Origin of the sequence: Dyadobacter sp. 22481 (assembly GCF_052044875.1) — a bacterium.
Classification (GTDB): Bacteria; Bacteroidota; Bacteroidia; order Cytophagales; family Spirosomataceae; genus Dyadobacter; species Dyadobacter endophyticus.
This window is the reverse complement of the sequence record NZ_JBQENV010000005.1, coordinates 40,550-60,775: the sequence shown is the minus strand read 5'-3', so window position 1 is coordinate 60,775 and position 20,226 is coordinate 40,550. Positions and strand designations below refer to the sequence as shown.

Below are 20,226 nucleotides of genomic sequence, written 5' to 3'. Positions count from 1 at the left end.
AGTAAAATTCGATGCAAGATTCGCTTTTGTCCATACTAAGCGGTGAGTTGGAAATCTTCGAAACGCAACCGCCTTCATTATCTTTACAGCCATAGGACAAAGGAAGCCAGACTGGCAACGATCAGTGCCCAAGTTGCAACAACTGTTTCTTGCAAACTAAATATCCAGCTCATATAAATAAGCTTATCCTCTTGCAAGGATCGCACTAAACACTACGATAATTTCCTCCTCTTTTGTTTTATTTTATTGATTGGTTTAATGTCAAGTCACTAAACTTAATCGATGGCCTCAATTTGAGGAGTATTTCTTATCCATTGATGTTGTGTGGTTTCTAAATTAAAACTGGTATAAAAAGCCTTACTGATTTCGCAAGCTTGATAAACGGAGAGAATGGGATGAAAACTGCTGGAATTCTCAATAAAAAGTGAGATTAAGTTGTGGGTTGTTGTTGTCAAATCACTGTACAATTTGATAAAAGAGCAGATCGCATGCCTTGATATGTAATTCGTAAACTTGTTTCAATACTGGCCGTATGAGGCCATACGGAATATGGATGTACCGGAACTAACCGGCTAAAAATACCGATCGAGGCAGCTGTGTTCAAAATACTTTAATGCCTTCGAGCGTGACTGCTCATGGCTTCATTAGTAGGGTTCTTGTTCAGCCCAATACGGGATTGTGTAGCCGGGTTTGCCTTCCGGATAATGGACGAAGCGGATTTCTGGCCCGCTCGACCGGAATCTATGTATGTGCCGATATGGCCATTCCACCGATGTTGACGTTGAAATGTGGCATTTTATTATGTAACCATCGGACTCATATTTGGCTGCAAAGTGCCTAATTATGTCCAAGTGACACTTTTGTTAAATTTCAATAAAAATTTGTATTCATTTTTGACCAAAATTTATAATTTATTATTAACTCTGCACTAGAATAGCTGCAATCATACTCTGTTTCCAATTTACACCTAACAATTATGAAAACAACTTTTGCTGTTAACGATGTTGTTCAACTACGTCAAATTTTTCTTAGTCATTATCTTCACTTGCGTTTAATTATCATGGAATCGGTCCTCTGAACCAGTGCATTCTATGATAAAACCTAACTAAGAGCCCACTTTTAGTTATCATCTTTTGAGCATTAAGCGCCCCTCTATCACATTTCTTTTTTATCAGAACATCGCCGGCCCCGCTGTATTTTATTCCAATTTGTTGGTCTATTTCTGTATTATAAACCTGTGCCTATGACTAAATAAAAAACCAGACTACACTTATTTCCATTTGTAAGGCAACAACCGGTTTTCGGTAGGGAGGATTTGTTGTGCCCAACAATTAAAATGACGCTACCTAATCATTTATTAACTGAGATTTATGAGCAAAATCATTTACTTAAAACGGCTATGCCCACCTGCTGTGTGCCTGGCTATGATGGCAGTTGCTGTAAACCAACCTTTGCCGCTTCTGGCGGCTGGTCTGCCGGGCGTTAAAACCACTGTTTTCCAGGCGGAAATCATCGTGAAGGGAAAAGTGGCTGAGGAGAATGGGACCCCGTTACCCGGTGTAAGTATCCTTGTAAAAGGGACAAACACAGGTACTACCACGGATGCCTCCGGAGAATATACGATCGCAGTTCCTAATGCAGAAGCTATCCTCGTATATAGTTACGTTGGTTTCGTTAAGCAGGAAGTCGCAGTAGGCACAAGGAATTCGATCAATGTAACGCTGCTGGGTGATTCACAAGCCCTTAGTGAAGTGATTGTCGTAGGCTATGGAGAACAGAAGAAAGAGACATTAACCGGAGCTGTAACAACAGTGAAAGGATCTGACGTTGTTAAATCTCCGGCTGTCAACGTAAGTAACAGTCTTGCCGGACGTTTACCGGGGGTAACGCTGGTTTCACGCAGCGGTGAGCCGGGACAAGATGGGTCGACAATCCGGATCCGCGGGATGAATACATTAGGTAACAACGACGCCCTTGTGGTAGTAGATGGTATTCCGGGACGATCACTTGATCGTATTGACCCCAACAGTATCGAAACGATTTCAGTTTTGAAAGATGCTTCCGCTGCGATTTATGGAGCTCAGGCCGCAAACGGGGTTATTCTGATTACCACCAAACGCGGTAAAACAGGAAAACCTACTATTACCTTTAATGCCAATCAGGGTTTCAGTCAGCCTACCATTCTGCCTAAAATGACCAACTCGTCGGAGTATGCCCAGGCATTGAATGAGGTGGATCTATACAGAAATCGTCCGCCCCGGTATACCTCTGAGGACATTGCCAAGTTTGCCGATGGCTCGGACCCATGGAAATATCCCGATACAGACTGGTTCGATGAAATTTACAAAAACTGGTCAGGTCAGCACTTTTATAACGCTACCGTATCAGGTGGCAGCGAGGCTGTGCGCTATTTTGTTTCCCTGGGTACAAAAACCCAGGATGGGTATTACAAGAATAGTGCGACCAAGTACACCCAACATGATTTCAGAACAAACCTGGATGCTACTATCACCAAGAATATAAGCCTGCGCTTTGACGTATCTGGCCGCATGGAAGATAAAAATTACCCCACGCGCTCAGCGGGAGATATATTATGGATGGTGATGAGGGGCAAGCCGAATATGCCCGCTTACTGGCCAAACGGCGCTACCGGGCCGGATATCGAGTATGGAAATAACCCTGTTGTGGTGAGCACCAACCAAACTGGGTACGACCGTGATAAGTGGTATGTTTTGAACAGTACGCTACAATTGAATGTCAAAATTCCCTGGATAGAAGGACTTTCATTCACGGGTAATGCCGGGATTGATAAGGGATTCAATTTCAGAAAGCGTTTCCAGACTCCGTGGTATCTCAATTCCTGGGACGGGACCAGCCGTGACGCGAATGGAGAGCCTATACTGGTGCGTGGAAAGAAAGGCGTGGGAGATCCCAACCTGACGCAATACACAGAAGACAAGCAGGATATTTTGCTGAATGGTTATCTTAATTACGAGAAAACCATAGGCGCTAACCATATGGTGAAGTTCTTGGTGGGTAGCGAAAGGAGAACTGGTAATGGCGACAGATTCAATGCGTTCCGCCGCTATTTCGTATCTACTTCCCTTGATCAGCTAAATGCAGGTGGGGATGCCGAGAAGGACAATGCCGGGACAGCAAACCAAAGCGCAAGACTGAACTATTTCGGACGTGTCAATTACAGCTTCAAGGAAAAATACCTGATGGAGTTTGTGTGGAGGGTGGATGGATCCTACATTTTTCCCAAAGCAAAACGTTTCGGGTTTTTCCCGGGTGTGTCTGCGGGCTGGCGCATTTCGGAAGAGGGCTTCTGGAAAGACAACATAAGCTTTATTAATCAGTTCAAACTTCGCGCTTCGTGGGGACAAACCGGTAACGACCGTATCGAAGAGTGGCAATATCTTGGAACCTACGGCTTCCAGAACCAAAACATGGTATTTGGTACCAATATTGAAAGTAAAACCCTGGGAGAAACCCGCATCCCCAATCCCAACGTGACATGGGAAGTAGCCAGCCAGGCAGATATCGGTTTTGATGCAAGCTTATTGAATGATCGCATCAATATTACTTTCGACGTATTCGATTATCGTCGCTCGGGATTGCTTTGGAAAAGAAACGCGTCAGTTCCTACTTCAACTGGTTTAACCCTTCCCAGCGAAAATATTGGCAAGACGTCAAACAAAGGATTTGATTTCAATGTGTCCTACCGCGGCAGTGTGAAGGACCTGAAATACACGTTCTTTGTGAATGGAGGTTATGCGATCAATAAGGTGAATTTCATTGATGAAACACCGGGGCGTCCCGACTACCAACAGGTTACCGGGCACCCGCTCCCCACTAAACCCAGCGATCCCAATACGCCTTTCGATCCTGATCGTGATCTGTACTATCAGGCGATCGGCATCTTCAAAGACCAGGCTGCTGTTGATGCGTATCCGCACTGGGGAGGTGCTCGTCCGGGTGATGTAATTTTCCAGGATGTGAACAATGATGGCAAAATCGATGCGAGTGACCGGGTTCGCAATTACAAAACAGATGTGCCCCGCTTCCAGGGCGGTATTGGTGCTAACCTGAGCTACAAAGGCTTTGACCTTTCTATCCTGTTCCAGGCGGCTACGGGCGCGCTTCGTTATCTGTCTTTGGAAAGTGGTGATTTCGGAAACTACTGGAAAGAAGATTTTGACGGTCGCTGGACTGCTGAAAACATCAATGCTTCCAAACCGCGTGCGAGCAACAGAAGTGATGAGTATTGGAGATCACAGAGAAATACGCACCTGCTTTTCAACACCAACTACGTAAGGCTGAAAAACCTGGAATTTGGTTACACCCTACCAATGGGACTTGCCAGCCGTCTTGGCTTGCAGAACGTTCGTTTTTATGTGAATGGAAATAATCTGGCTACCTATTGCCCTGGCCTGAAAGGATTCGATCCTGAGGATAATAACACTGGTGGCATCAATTACCCACTTTCCAGAGTCGTAAATGGCGGTTTATCGTTGACTTTTTAATGAATTATATATGAAAAAGATTGTAGCTTTTTTAACAGTTGCGCTGAGCATTGGCAATCTGACTTCCTGTAATCAAGATTTTCTTGACAAGCAGCCACAGGACCAGTTTTCAGAAACCGCAGTATGGAGTGATCCCGCACTGATCCAAACGTTTATCAATAATACCTACCGGGGACTGGGCCATGGTTTCAACAACGTGATGTTCTCTACTTACAGCGATGAATCCATGGCTGTTTGGGGACCTGTTGTAAACGTGACCAAAGGCCTTATCAATGCCAGTGATATCAATGACTGGGCTTATGACCGGGCCGGATATTTTGTCTGGGACAATGTTTACAAAAATATCCGCGCAACAAACCTGTTTTTCAGCAAGATTGACGGTGCAACAACGCTGGATGCTGCTACGAAAAACATGTACATGGGCGAAGAGCATTTTGTCCGGGCCTATCTGTATCACAATCTGGTATCGGTTTATGGTGGCGTACCGCTGGTTACGCAGGCGTATGGCCTCGGCGAAGAATATTCAATGCCCCGTAACACCTATGAAGAGTGTATCAAGTTTATCGCTGATGAATGTGATAAAGCTGCTGCTTTGCTTCCTCTAACACAGTCTGCTGCTAATGCGGGCCGCGCCACCAAGGGGGCTGCCCTGGCACTGAAAGCACGTACGCTGTTGTATGCGGCCAGTGATTTGTATGCCAATCCAACCTGGTCGGCCGGTTATGCCAATCCGGAGTTGATCGGTTATAAGGGTGGTGACCGTGCTGCAAGATGGAAAGCAGCCAAAGATGCTGCCAAGGCCGTTATGGACCTGAACATTTACAGTCTGAACGCACCCAATCCGGCGACACTGGCAGAAGCTTCAAAAAACAGAGCTGACATGTTCGTTTCCAAACAATCGCCTGAGGACATACATGTACGTTTCTTCCTGGCAAAACTGGACAACGACGGCGCCTGGCCGGGACGTTCCAACGGCCCTAATGGCTATCATAACTGGGGTGGAAATACACCACTTGGCCAGCTGGCCGATGATTATGAAATGAAGGACGGTACTAAATTTTCGTGGTCGAACCCGGCGCATGCCGCAGATCCGTATGTTGGGCGCGATTCACGTTTCTATTCGGACATTTTATTCGAAGGCGCACCATGGAGACAACGTCCGGCTGATGTGATTGACAAAGATCCCAAAGGTATCATTCAAACAGGTTATTGGGAAAAATGGAACGCCACTACTTCAAAAGTGGAAGTTGTGGCGGGGCTTGACACCAGAAAAGGGCCTATCGAAGACTGGAACGGGACCTATTCAGGGTATTATCTGAAAAAGTTTATGGATCCTGCGGTGGACGCCCAGTTTTTCAGATCTGAGGTGCCATGGAGATTTATCAGGTATACAGAGATTTTGCTCAACTATGCAGAAGCATGTATCAATCTGGGTGAAGAAGCCGAAGCTAAAAAGTATCTGAACATGATTCGTAAACGAGCTGCAATGCCTGAAATTACTGAAACCGGCGCAGCGCTGATGAAACGTTATCAAAATGAGCGCCGCATTGAAATGGCTTACGAAGAGCAGCGCTTTTTCGACGTTCGCCGCTGGATGATCGCTCCCCAGATTTATTCCAACGCACGCGGCGTTGAACCGACTTACAAGTTAAATCCCGATAAGACAACCGCCGCAAAAGCGACTTATAAGATCATAGAAGTTCAGGAACGTAAATGGGTGGATAGGAATTATTTCCTCCCTATTAAACTGGATGAGATGAATAAGAACAGCAAGCTTATTCAGAATCCGGGGTATTAATGAAAGTACATAAAAATAAATGCCGGTCACAGACCGGCATTTATTTTCTCTCCCGGCTGGCAACTTATTGCCGTAATGATCAATTCTGCCTTGCCTAAGGATGCTAGCTACCCATCGCTATGCAGCGATATATTACCAAGGGCGACATTGCCCACCATGGTGATCGATCCGACAACCTACATTACCCACCGCGTCGATTTTAGTCAGGTCAATACGGAACACTTCTCATTGCAACGGACCAACTACATTCAAGGTAGGCTGCCGGCTGGCTGCGGAGGGTATGGATTAGTCCCAATAAAGGGGTTGAAAAGTCCGGGCGGGTGTATCAAAAAGCCTCACAGCTGATCCGTACCGCCGCTGAATCAGCTTCGAAATTTGGCAGCTGTGAACGGAAGATCTGACCGGTTGCAGCGATAGGCCGCGCCAGAAACTCCGTAGAAGCCGACAAAATAACGCTAGCAGGCAACATTTGCACCCCTAATTGGAAACAAAACATACCCCTCCGCCAAGTTGACCATTTCTAAATTTGTCCAAGAAATTTTTGGATAAAAAGAAGGTGTCTGCCCCCCATCTATGATTATCCCTGGAATTTCTGCAATTGTTTATCTGTGTAAAATGAAAATTAACTTTTATGAAAAAAACAATTACCAGACAGATGTTCCTATCGATAGCCGGACAAAGCCGCCATTTTTTTGTCCTTAGCTCGATGCTGCTTTTCTGGACTTTTGTTCCGGCTTTTGCGCAGATTTCCGAAGTACACACTTTCAAAAATGTGCGCATGGGTGGTGGGGGATTGGTATCGGGGGTCGAATACAGCCTCGCCGAGCAAAACCTGGTTTATGCCAGGACCGACGTGGGCGGCGCCTACCGCTGGGACCAGGCTTCTCAGGAATGGATACCCATCACCGAGTTTGCGGGAAACAATACGGCCGACGATATGGGGGTGCTAAGCATCGCGCCTGATCCGGGTGATGCCAATAAAGTATACATTTTAACTGGTTTATATACACAGTCCTGGGCCGGGACGGGCGCTGTTTATGCATCTTCTGATAAGGGAAATACTTGGACGCGAAGTCCGTTGAGCATTAAAATTGGAGGTAACGAAGACGGGCGCACCATGGGGGAACGGTTGCAGGTGGACCCAAACCTGGGCAGCACGTTGTTTCTGGGATCTAGCACAGACGGGCTATGGAAAAGTGTAAATTCTGGTTCAAGCTGGGCCAAAGTCAATAGCTTCCCGGTGAGCTCCTCAGCTATTTCATCCGGAGGGATCTCATTTGTACTTTTTGATAAAACCAGTGGTAGTGCTGGCCTTGCCAGTCAGACCATATATGTCGGGGTGGCCGTTACCGGAACTTCGAATCTTTACCGCTCTACCGATGGTGGCCAAAGCTGGTCGCCCGTCGCTGGCGCCACCACCGACTATATGCCGCATCATGCCACGTTGGCATCCAACGGCACCTTGTACATTGCTTATGCCAACGGAGCTGGCCCCAATGGAGCCACGGCGGGCGCCGTTTTCAAATACGCCACAGGTTCGGGTAGCTGGACGGAAATTACGCCAAGTCCGCACACCGACCAGGGAGGGTATGCCGGAATAAGCGTTTCGGCCAGTAACCCTGACGTGGTAATAGTGAGCACACTTGACAGATGGTCTCCCAGAGATGAAATTTACAGAAGTACCGACGGCGGCGTGAGCTGGCAGACGCGTCTCAACGGCGCCGGATACACCTACACGGATGCGCCTTACGGTGCAGCTTCCACACCTCACTGGATTGGTGATGTGGACATAGATCCTTTCGATGAGAACAATGCATGGTTTATTACAGGGTATGGCGTTTTCAATTCTGAGAATATCACGGCCTCGGTCCCCACATGGAACTTCAAGGTGAAGGGCATCGAAGAAACCGTTGTGCTCGAACTGGCAAGTCCGGCTGCCGGCCCGTTGCTGGTGAGCGCGATGGGCGATATTGACGGTTTCCGACACGAAACAAATCTGGATCAATCTCCGCCTTCGGGAAGACTATCACCACATTATGGCACCAACAGCTCCATTGCCTACGCCGAGCAGGTTGGCGGTAAACTTGTAAGGGTTCATAACAATGTTTCAGGAAATTATGGCGCCTATTCAACCGATGGGGGAGTGAACTGGACCGCATTTGGTAGCTTCCCGGCGGGTACAACGGGTGCTGGAAACATAGCGATCTCTTCTGATGGCAATACCTTGGTATGGCAGCCAGCTAACGCTGCTGCGTTTTATTCAACCAATAACGGAACTTCCTGGACGGCAGCGTCGGGCCTTCCAGCTGGCATCAAACCAGTAGCCGACCGGGTGAATCCCGTTAAGTTTTACGGTTATGATGCCGAAGCAGGGAAAATTTACCGCAGTACAGACGGTGGCGTGACTTTTTCACTTGCCTCCTCCGGGCTTCCTACGGCATTCAGCTGGGAGTTATGGAAAACAGGCATCAAAGCGGTGCCGGGAATCGAGGGGGAGCTGTGGATTTGCAATACGGCCGGACTTTATTATTCCACTGACGGCGGTGCTAATTATACCCAGGTAGCAGGCATAAACAGCGCTTCGAAGGTTGGTTTTGGCAAAGCGGCCAACGGTAGCAATCATCCCGCGGTCTACATGGTGGGTTTCGCGGAAGGTGTTTACGGTTTTTATCGTTCCAATGACGTGGGTTCATCCTGGGTGCGTATCAACGATTCCCAGCATCAGTATGGGAATATCAATGATATCACCGGTGACCCTAATATGTACGGCAGGGTGTATTTGGCAACCAATAGCAGGGGGGTGGTGTATGCGACCACGACCGTAGCGCAAACCGGCGGCGATAGCCAGGCGCCTTCAACGCCCCTCAATCTCTCGCCAGCCAGCATTACGCAGACAAGTTTTGTGCTATCCTGGACCGGTTCAACGGACAATGTAGGGGTCACCGGGTATAATATTTACCGAAACGGTGTGAAAATTGGCGAAACGGCCGCTACTAATTTTGCCGTATCCGGACTTTCGGGCAATACCATTTACAATATGGCCGTGAAAGCGAAGGATGCTGCCGGCAACACCTCCGATTTTAGCGTATTATTGGCCGTTACCACCAGCAATGCGCCAACGCCGGACCTGGTGTTATACGATGAAGAGATCCTGGCTGGATGGAACGACTGGAATTCCTGGGCGGGCGTGAAAGATGTGGCAAGTACTTCACCTGTCAAAGTGGGTAGCAAAGCCTATAAGGTGAGCTACACAGGTGCTTGGCAGGGTTTCAGATTATCTGTAACGGATGTGGCCAATGCACTTTCGACGGTAACCTATCCGGAAGGTATCGGCTTTTGGGCCTATGCGGAGGGCAGCGCCGCGGTAGAACTGAATGTGCTGACCACCAATGCCTCCGATGTGGCCAGTACTTCCAAATCCATCTCGGTACCGGCAGGAGCGTGGACCTACTTTAAAATCTCGTGGGCGGATCTGGGTAACCCCGGTCAGGTTAAGTCGGTGTTGTTTCAGGAAACGGGGGGGACAGGCGGGGTTGTTGTCAACTTTGATGCTATCAAATTACTGGCCGAGCTTCCACCTGTTGCCGTAAATCCCGATAAGGTGATTTATGGAGATGCGCTTCAAACAGGATGGTCAAACTGGTCTTACGCGGTAACACAGGACGCAGGCAGTACTGCCCAGGTGAAAGTGGGGACCAAATCGTTGAAGGTAACTCCCACCGAAACCTGGGGAGCGCTCAGTTTTTACAACAGTTCGGCACTGGATATCAGCAGTTACAAAGGCGGGATTTCGTTTTGGATATTCGCAGAAACAGCCTCGGAAGGGACTACGGTCAAATTACGCGTTTATACAGAAAGTACAGGCGGTGGCGTACCGGCCAGCAGCATCAAGCAGATCGAAGTGCCTTTGAATGTGTGGACAAAAGTGATCATCCCGTGGTCTGAACTTACCCTGAATACCACAGCCCGCCTTGGATCGGAAAATGCCCGGGTGATGGCGGATATGGTCCAAAGGGTCACCATTCAGAATGGCAGTAGTGCATTAGGTCAGGTATTTTATATCGATCAGCTGCAATTATCCGGAGAAATTCCCAACCCGCTCCCTGTCCGGCTGGTCGGGTTTAAGGCAGAGCAGGACAGGGACGCTATAAACTTATCGTGGACCACGGCAAGTGAAAGCGGTTCGGCGGGTTTTGAAGTGCAGGCCTCATCGGATGCGTTGCATTGGAAGCGCATTGGATTTATTGCTTCTGCGGGCAGTGAGGGCAATAGCTCCGATGTTTTACATTACAAATTCAGGGATTCGAACCCGGTCGCTGGTGTCAATTACTACCGGTTAAAACAAATCGACCTGAACGGAGAAACCGATTACAGCCGCATTGAAAATGTTCATTTTTCAACCAAAAAATTGCTTATTGCTTATCCGAACCCGGTTGTCAGTGAGGTGAATTTTTCGTTTCCTGATTGGAGCCAGGTAGTGGATATGCGGGTTGTTGATCGGGCAGGGAAGGTGATATCTACCCATGTTTTAAAAACAAACAAGTTTGATATGAAAGCCTATCCTGTGGGGCAATATCTGTTGCAGTTTAGGCTGAAAAATGGCGAATCTGCGGTAGGTAAGATTATGAAAGTTAACTAGTTGCAGCGGGTGGCTGCAAATTAAAAGTCGGTTTCTGATCTCGAAATTTAGTGGTAAAGCGATCAAATTTATTGAAGGGTGTCCGGTTGCTGATGATGTTTTTACTGATTCACACCGCATTTAGATCGTCCGGGCAGGAGCGTCGGTTTGTTCACATCGACGCCCGCCAGGGGCTTTCCCATGCCCATGTAAGAGCCATTTATCGCGACGAAACGGGTTTTGTCTGGATTGGTACCGAATCGGGGCTCAACCGCTTTGACGGCTACACGATCAAAGTATTTCGTAACGACCCGTCTGATTCTACTTCCCTTTTTCACGACGATGTTGCCGAGCTATTCAAAGTGCCTGGCGGGAAAATGGGCGTTCTTACCACCATTGGCCCGTGCGTTTATGACCCGGCAACAGAAACCTTCTCGCGGCCTTTGAAGGGTTTTCAGGCGTATTCCATTCATAAGCCGGAGAACCTGCAAACTGTTATTCCAGACAACAAGGGTAACTATTGGTTTATCATCCAGAACCAGGGACTGGTCTGCTACAATGAGAAGAGCAGAAAGGCTTTTTCTGTTAAGCATCTTGACCGGGATACTTCTTCTATTTCCAGCAACGACGTCACGAACATTGCACCGCACCCGGATGGTACTTATTGGCTGGTACATTCCAGTGGGCTGGTCGAAAATATAATTCTTGAAAGGCAGGGTGTGAGGGTGGTTAAAAGGCTCAATTTCTTTCGCGACAGAAGGGTCCGGAAGCAGGATCTGCTACATTGCCTGCTGATGGTGGACAGGGATGGGGACATTTGGGTGCATCCGACCAATTATGACATGGGTGCCGCCTATTGGAACAGGCGGCAGGGCAAAATCCATTATTTTGGGAAGACCTTTGGAAGCCCGCGCCTAAGCTCAGATATGGTAACCGATGTGGTAGAGGATCAAAATGGTGATATCTGGATCTCCAATGGCCAAAGCGGTATCGACGTGTTGAACAAGGGGAACCTATCTGTGACCAATATCAAGCATGCGGTGGAAAATGACCACACGCTGAGCCATAATTCGGTGACCAGATTGCTTAAAGACCAGGAGGGCATAATCTGGGTTGGAACCTTCAAGAGCGGCCTGGATTATTTTCATAGAAACATCAAGCGCTTTCCGCTCATCAACCGGTACACCAAGCCTGCCGGCCTGCCTTTCGAGGACATCAACGCATTTGTCGAGGATGCCAAAGGTAATCTGTGGCTTGGAACCAATGGGGGAGGACTGACCTATTTTGACCGGCAAACGGGAAAATTTACGACTTATCGGCATAATCCGAACGACCCGCGAAGCCTGAGCAACGATGTCATCGTCAGTTTGTGCCTCGATCATAAAAATCGACTGTGGATAGGGACGTTTCTTGGCGGACTGAACTGTTTTGACGGACAGAAATTCAAACGGTACCAGCATAACCCTGCCCAGGCGAAAAGCCTTTCGGGCAGGAGCGTCTGGGAGCTATTTGAGGACTCGCAGAAACAACTCTGGATCGGCACCCTCGACGGAGGCCTGTGTCTGTTTAATCCAAATACAGAAAGCTTCACCAGGTATCATCATCCCAAACAGCGGGCACTTTACTCCACCTATGTTCCTACCATTTTTGAAGATTCGAAAGGTAATATGTGGTTTGGGACCTCCACCGGGATAGACATGTTGATCAGGTCGTCGGGCGCGATGATCCATTTTGAAACGGAGAAGAATAAAACCAACTCCATTGCCAGCAACGACGTCTTTGGCATACTGGAAGATTCGAACGGGCAGATATGGATAGGAACGAGAGGAGGACTTAGCTTGTGGCAGCCAGCAACCAACACCTTCGCCAATTACAACGAAAAGCACGGACTCCCGCACAACGCCATTTTGTCGATGCTGGAAGACGACCAGGGGCGGCTGTGGCTGGGTACCCCAAACGGACTTTCACGCGCAACCATTGCTTCGGGAAAGGCAGGCTTGCAGGTCAGCTTCCGCAATTATTCGGAGATGGATGGGTTGCAGGGGAGGCAATTCACCGAGGATGCCGCTCTCAGAACACGCAATGGAGAATTGATTTTTGGCGGCGCCAACGGTTTCAATATATTCAAGCCGCGGGATTTGGGTGAAAATAAGGTTGTGCCCCGATTGGTATTTACCGATTTTCAGCTGTTTAACCGAAGTATCCGTCCCACAATTCATGGGAAGTCGGTCCTTCCCACCTCCATCACAACGAAGCCTTCCATTGTGCTGCCGGCGAGCGATAATGTCTTTTCTATCGAGTTTGCTGCCCTGGGTTTTATCCAGGCCGCCCAAAATCAGTACAAGTACAAGTTGGAAGGCTTCAATGACGATTGGCTGATCACCGACGCAGGCAACCGGAAAGTTACCTTTACCAATCTGGACGCCGGCGATTACGTTTTTCGTGTGGTTGCATCCAACAACGATGGGCTTTGGAATAAAGAAGGCATAGCACTTCCCATCAAGGTGCTTCCGCCTTTCTGGAAATCGCCAATCGCCTATGCCCTTTATGTGCTGGGTATGGTTTTGCTTCTGCTGGCAACACGCAGGCTCATCCAGGAGAGGGAAAGGATGAAGTTTGCGATCATGCAGACACGTGAAGAGGCGAGGCGTTCCCAGGAGCTGGACCTGTTAAAGACAAAGTTTTTTACCAATGTAAGCCACGAACTTCGCACGCCACTTTCCCTTATCCTTTCCCCGATCGAAAAGCTTAGTGAGAAGGCCATGGACAGTCAGGATCAAAAGCATTTTGATCTGATCCAAAGAAACGCGAAGCGATTGCTGAATCTTGTCAACCAACTGCTCGACTTCCGAAAACTGGAAGTGAACGAAATCAGGTTTCATCCCTCAGAAGGCGAAATCGTCCGGTTCATTAGAAATACGGTCTATTCATTCTCTGATCTGTCTGAGAAAAAGGATATCCGGCTCACCTTTCATTCAAACATCCTGGTACTGGAAACGATGTTTGACCATGACAAACTCGAAAAGATCCTATTTAACCTGCTCTCTAACGCCATAAAGTTTACGCTCGGTCCGGGCGACGTATCAGTAAGGGTCAACGTTCAGGATGCCGGCGAGAGTCACACAGTGGAGATCAGAGTAGAAGACACGGGCATTGGGATACCTGCCGAAAAACAAGAGCTGATCTTCGAGCGGTATTTTCAAAGTGATCTGCCGAATTCAATCATCAACCAGGGCAGTGGTATCGGACTGGCTATTACCAGCGAATTCGTGCGTATTCACGGCGGTTCTGTCCGGGTGGAGAGCGAAGTGGGGAAAGGAAGCTGTTTTGTGGTGGAGCTTTCTTTGAAGAAACTCAACCAGTCAGTGCATGAAGTCATTACCGAGAACGCCCGAACCACTGCGCCGACCGATCAGCTTCAAACGGAACAGGAGCCGGTAGGGAAACCGCTCATTTTACTGGTAGAGGACAATGAAGATTTTAGGTTCTACCTCAAAGACAACTTGAAGCAATCCTATTCGGTCATTGAGGCTGCAACCGGTGAGCAGGGGTGGGACAAGGCTCTGGCTCAACGTCCGCTCCTGATCGTGACAGATATTATGATGCCCGGTCTGAATGGGCTCGACTTGTGCAGAATGGTAAAGTCGGATCAGCGGATTTCCCATACGCCGGTCATTTTACTTACCGCACGATCGGAGGACGAACAATTCCTCGAAGGATTTAAAGCGGGAGCCGATGATTACATTCCCAAGCCATTCAACTTTCAGGTACTCGAATCGCGGATAGAGAACCTGATCTCCTCACGCCAAAATCTGCGGGCCCTGTTCGCGCCCAAAAATGGAGTTAAGGCTAGTGAAATTCCAATCACGCCATTGGACCAGCAATTTCTCCGGGATATGGTTCAGGTGATAGAGAAACATATTTCCAATGCTGAATTTACGGTTATCGATCTTGCGCGCGAAATGGGCGTGAGCCGCTCACAATTTTTCAAGAGGGTCCAGACCCTCACCGGGAAATCTCCACTTGAAGTGATCCGCGATATCAGGTTGCAGCATGCTGCGCAGCTATTGGAGAAAAGCCAGCTTTCGGTTGCTGAAATTGCCTACCAAGTCGGTTTTAACAACCCCAAATATTTCGCGCGCTACTTCAAGGAGTTTTATGAAGTGCTGCCGTCCGCATACTCATCCGGTAAAAGGGCAGCTGGTAAAAACGGAGGCAAAACCGGTGTCGGTTAAAAATCAATTTTTTTCAGTTTTTTGGCTTTTTAATACCATTCTGGACTTTTTATCCCCCTCATTCGGACTAATTCATACCCCTCCGAAGCCCGTTGGTGCTCTACCTTTGATGCAAACAATCCCTGTTATTATGCTAGTCCGATAAGGTACGTGGCGCGCCTACCCCAGGACTATTATGATTGAGGGAATCCGTTTTAAATCACATTGTGTAACGTACTTAAGGCAAATCAATGATGAAGAAAATTTACAGATGCTTCTGTATTACTGCACTTATTTTGTTCTCGTGTATCATGGCCCACGCGCAGCGACAGCCTGTGTCAGGAACGGTGAAAAGCGAAACGGGAAGTCCGATGCCCGGTGTGACCATCCTGCTAAAAGGAACCACAATGGGAGTCTCAACCGACCCGGAGGGAAACTTTGTTATCCAGGCTGCACCTGAGGATGTCCTCAAAATATCTTTTATCGGCTATCTGTCAGAGCAAATTCCGGTGGGCAATAAGACCCGTTTCGATATTACCATTCAGCCCGATATTGCTACGCTTTCCGAAGTCGTAGTGATCGGGTATGGAGAATCCAAAAGGAAAGATGTTACAGGGTCCATATCCTCGGTTAGCGGCGCTGAAATCCGTAAGACAAATCCGGTCACCTTCGATCAGGCATTACAGGGAAAAGTGGCGGGTATGGTGGTACAGCAGGTATCGGGCCAACCTGGCGGAGGCGTTTCAGTACAGATCAGAGGGATTTCTTCCTTCGGATCGGGCGGGCCATTGTATGTTATCGACGGCGTGATCCTGGGCGGAGCCTCCTCGATGGGCGCTGGTACTAACCCGTTGGCTGCCATTAACCCATCAGAAATCGAGTCTGTGGACGTACTGAAAGATGCGTCTGCTACCGCTATTTATGGTTCGCAGGCTACGAACGGCGTAGTGATCATTACAACAAAGCGAGGCGCGGTAACACCTCCGCGGATCTCTTATGATTTCTACACGGGTTTTCAGCAGCTGCCAAAGAGAATTCCTACCATGAATTTACGGGAATATGCTACCTTCATCAACGAGCGGAACGCCGGTTTGGGCTGGGGCTTTGACACGCGGCCCGAATTTGCGAATCCTCAATACCTGGGGGAAGGTACTAATTGGCAAAAAGTGTTATTTAAGAATGCACCCATGACTAACCATACCATCACGATCAACGGTGGGGATGTCAAAACGCAATACCTGCTTTCAGGTTCGTATTTTAAGCAGGAAGGAATTGCTACGGGCTCTGATTTCAGAAGAATATCCGTCAGACTAAACCTGGATAACAAGACGACCAATTGGTTGAAGATTGGCACCAGCCTCCAACTTGCCAATATCCGCGAGAATGTAAACGCGACCAGTTCAAATGTCATCAACTCCGCGCTCAGTCAAACGCCCGACATCGCAGTAAAAAATTCGGACGGTAGCTGGGGGGGCGCGTATAACCCTAACGGTTGGGTGAACAGCACGATCAATCCGCTCGCTGTGGCGACTATCAACAAGGATCAGGCAAACAGGAATCAGCTATTTGGAAACGCCTATGCCGAGATCGCTTTCAGCAAATCGCTCACATTGAGAAACGAGGTAACAGGAAGCTTTTCGATGGGCACAGAGGATAGATTTAATCCAAGCTACACGATGGGGCTTGTAAAGAACAACAGTAACAGCGCCTCATACAATTACAATCAAAGCATTTATACAACCGTCAGAAATTACCTCACTTATTCGCATACGTTCAACGACCGGTATAATGCTAATGTGATGGTGGGACACGAAGCGCAGTTAAGCAAGGGCGAAAATGTAGGCGCAAGCCGCAATAATTTTCCCTCCAATAATGTGCAGGTTATCAACAGCGGCGATCCGACCTCGGCGACCAACTCCGGTTCGAAAAGCCAGAATGCCCAGGAATCATACTTTGGCCGGTTGAACCTGGGATTGTTTGACAAATACCTGATAACAGGCAATGTCCGCGCCGACGGCTCTTCCAGATTTGCCGCTGGAAACCGGTGGGTAACCACCTATTCGGGCGCGGTGGCCTGGAAGTTACACAATGAGGATTTCTTTAAAAACTTCAAAGATATCAACGAGTTGAAGCTTCGCGTGGGCTATGGTTTGACCAATAATCAGAACGTCAGGGACTTTGCATATACATCCACGTTAGCCACTGTGGCCACCGGTTTATCGGGTATATCCCAGCTCACCGAGAACATCGGAAACCCTTACGTGGAGTGGGAAAAAACAAAGTATACCAATATCGGTCTCGACGCCGCATTGCTATCCTGGCGACTCAACTTCTCTGTCGATTTTTATGACCGGAAAACGGATGGCCTTTTAATGCAGATTCCGTTGCCTTTCTACTCGGGAACCGCCGTTGGCTGGTCTCCGGGCGCGCTGGATGCTCCTTATGTCAATGTAGGAACGATCAGCAACAAGGGATTTGATTTTAAAATCAGCTCGACCAACATTCAAGGAAAAGAGCTTACCTGGAAAACCGATCTGACGGTATCACGCAATGTCAACAAGGTATTGAAACTGAATACCGACGGCGCCTCACTTGTTGGATGGCCGTACAGCCAGACTATCGTTGGGAACTCGATCGGCCAATTCTACGGGTACAAGGCAGACGGCGTTTTTGCAAAGAAAGAGGATTTTGAAACCCACGCATTGCCCACAAAGAACGGTGTGCCTTTGCCTGTCGGTGCGGCCGGAGGCAGTATCTGGTATGGCGATCTTAAGTTCAAAGACATCAATGGCGACGGGGTGATCGATGAGCGCGACCAGACCTACCTCGGATCGCCGATCCCCAAGTTTCAATTTGGGCTTAACAATTCGATATCCTACAGGAAATTTGACCTGAACGTATTCTTAACCGGCAATTACGGCAACAAGGTGTTCAATCAAATGCGTATGAACGGCGAGTATCCCGGAACAAGCTTCGGGTATCTTAAAGCGCTGAACAACTACGCGAAGACTGCTTTGATCGACCCCGAAAAACCTGCTACCGATATCAATAACGTGTATGTAGTGAATCCCGATACGGATATTCCGGGCATCAGAAATGACAATACCAACGGAAATACCAGGGCTTCCGACAAATATGTCGAGGATGGGTCTTTCATCAGATTCAAAACCATTTCGCTTGGCTACACGCTACCGGATAAGCTCCTGGAAAAAGCGCACATTCACGCCTTGCGGGTTTATGTGAACGTCTCCAACGCGTTTCTTATCACCAAATACAAGGGAATGGACCCCGAGATTGGGTCCTGGAACCCATTGAATGCGGGGTATGACAGCGGTTTTTACCCGCAACCGCGCGTGTTCACCGTAGGCGCAAGTTTGCAGCTGACCAAATAGCACCTGATCAATGCGTGCAGAAGCGCCTGAAATGATTTCCTTGGCGCTGTTACTTCTAAATGATGTAATCTAAAATATTGAGAAATGAAAATGAAAAATAAACTGGCGACGGCGTTGCTTTTCGCTGGCGTGTGCATGGCCGGATGCAGTGAGAGCTTTTTGGATCGTCCGCCTTTGTCGCAGATCAGTGCCGATAACTTTTATCAGACAACCAATGACCTCAGACTGGCGACGGCTGCCCTGTATGGCGGTAAGCCGTGGGCGGAATGGAATTATACCTGCTACTTGCCCATCGGCGAAGTTTTGAGCGGCAACATGGCCGTTAATTACTGGGGGGATGCGGTTCAGCTGCATACTTTTTCCGTCAGCGGAAGTAACGAAATTATGATTGCGAGCTGGAAAGCGATGTACAAGATCATCGCACATTGCAATGTTACCATCAAAGCCATCCAGGAAAAAGCGCCTGCTTCCATTCCTGAAAAAGACCGGAACGGAGCTCTTGCCGAGGCAAAATTTTTGCGCGCATACGCCTACTATAATCTGGCCCTGCAATGGAGGGATGTCCCGATTATAGAAGACAATACCAAGCTGATCAATGCTCCATTGGTGTACCGCAATACTGTCGAGGATGTTTACCGGTTTGCCGCCAATGACCTGCTTTTCGCTGCGAAACACCTCCCGGCCAAAGATGCCGGAAGGGTAACAACCTGGTCTGCACAAGGCATGTTGAGCAAAGTGTACCTGACCTGGGCGGGTCTGGATGCAAAAGGCAATGGCCCGCGAAACCAGGCGCTGCTTGATAGTGCCAGGTTACATGCAGGCAACGTCTGTAAGCAAAGCGGGCTAACGCTGCTGGCCAATTATGCGGATCTTTTCAAGACGCAGTTTAACGATAACCAGGAATCCTTATTTGCCTTGCAATGGGCTGCGGGTGCCGGGTGGCTGGAAGGAAACATGCTCCAAATCTATTCGCCGGGAGGAGCCGAGATTTCAGCCGCCGGGCAGGCCGGTTGGTTTTCAATATCGCCCACCTACGATTTGTATAAGCAATACCTGGGAGGAGACTCGCTCAGACGCAAGGCCACGATCATGCTCAAAGGCGACTATTATCCCGAGCTGAATGCGGCAGGAGGAGGATATAAATTTTCCGGCAACACCGGTTTGAAAAAGCACATCATCGGCACAAGGGTAGATAACAGCGCTCCGACGATGTCATTGACATCGTCGACCGAGCACAATGCATTGCTAAGGCTTGCGGAGGTGTACTTAATTTACGCGGAAGCCGTGATGGGCAACAATACCTCGACGACCAATGCCGACGCGCTGATGTATTTCAACAAAGTGCGCACAAGGGCAGGTCTTGCCCCGGTAGCATCCCTTGACGCTGAAACCTTGTTCAAAGAAAGAAGAGTCGAATTGGCGGCCGAAGGGCATTTTTGGGAAGATTTGGTCAGGCTTTCTTATTACAACGAACCAAAGGCCATTAAAAAGCTCAACGAGCAGGAGCGGATCCTGTTTACCTATGATGACAAGGGGGTTGTGACAAAAGGCGACGCGCTGGGAAGCATTACTCCGGCCAACACGACCACATTCAAATTCCCGATCCCTTCGCCGGAAGCGACGGCTAATCCCAAACTGCTGGAAGCTCCGGTGCCTTACTCGTTTTAAAAACTTAGAG

7 protein-coding genes are annotated in these 20,226 nt (G+C 48.5%); all 7 read left to right on the top strand.

The features are described from left to right. Positions 1-1,370: 1,370 nt before the first annotated feature. The 7 genes from ACTJJJ_RS28430 (at position 1,371) to ACTJJJ_RS28400 (ending at position 20,216) form a co-directional block, all read left to right on the top strand. Positions 1,371-4,526 (top strand): SusC/RagA family TonB-linked outer membrane protein, encoded by a 3,156-nt coding sequence (locus tag ACTJJJ_RS28430; RefSeq protein ID WP_426293882.1) that lies wholly within the window; start codon positions 1,371-1,373, stop codon positions 4,524-4,526. A 10-nt stretch (positions 4,527-4,536) separates the two neighbouring features. After that, entirely contained in the window at positions 4,537-6,324 is a 1,788-nt protein-coding gene (locus tag ACTJJJ_RS28425) for a RagB/SusD family nutrient uptake outer membrane protein (RefSeq protein WP_426293883.1), read from the top strand. A gap of 75 nt (positions 6,325-6,399) precedes the next feature. After that, the gene (locus ACTJJJ_RS28420) at positions 6,400-6,669 is read left to right on the top strand and encodes a hypothetical protein (RefSeq protein ID WP_426293884.1); all 270 of its coding nucleotides are present in this window, start codon (positions 6,400-6,402) and stop codon (positions 6,667-6,669) included. Between the two features lie 286 nt (positions 6,670-6,955). After that, positions 6,956-10,963, top strand: coding sequence for a fibronectin type III domain-containing protein (locus tag ACTJJJ_RS28415; RefSeq protein WP_426293885.1), 4,008 nt, complete (start codon positions 6,956-6,958; stop codon positions 10,961-10,963). A 92-nt stretch (positions 10,964-11,055) separates the two neighbouring features. After that, positions 11,056-15,177: a two-component regulator propeller domain-containing protein gene (locus ACTJJJ_RS28410; protein ID WP_440703715.1), complete on the top strand. Its 4,122-nt coding sequence runs from the start codon at positions 11,056-11,058 to the stop codon at positions 15,175-15,177. Positions 15,178-15,407: 230 nt separating this feature from the next. After that, a complete protein-coding gene (locus ACTJJJ_RS28405; RefSeq protein ID WP_426293887.1) occupies positions 15,408-18,548 on the top strand; it encodes a SusC/RagA family TonB-linked outer membrane protein in 3,141 nt (1,046 codons plus the stop codon). Between the two features lie 90 nt (positions 18,549-18,638). Further along, positions 18,639-20,216, top strand: coding sequence for a RagB/SusD family nutrient uptake outer membrane protein (locus ACTJJJ_RS28400; RefSeq protein ID WP_440703714.1), 1,578 nt, complete (start codon positions 18,639-18,641; stop codon positions 20,214-20,216). Positions 20,217-20,226 lie beyond the last annotated feature (10 nt).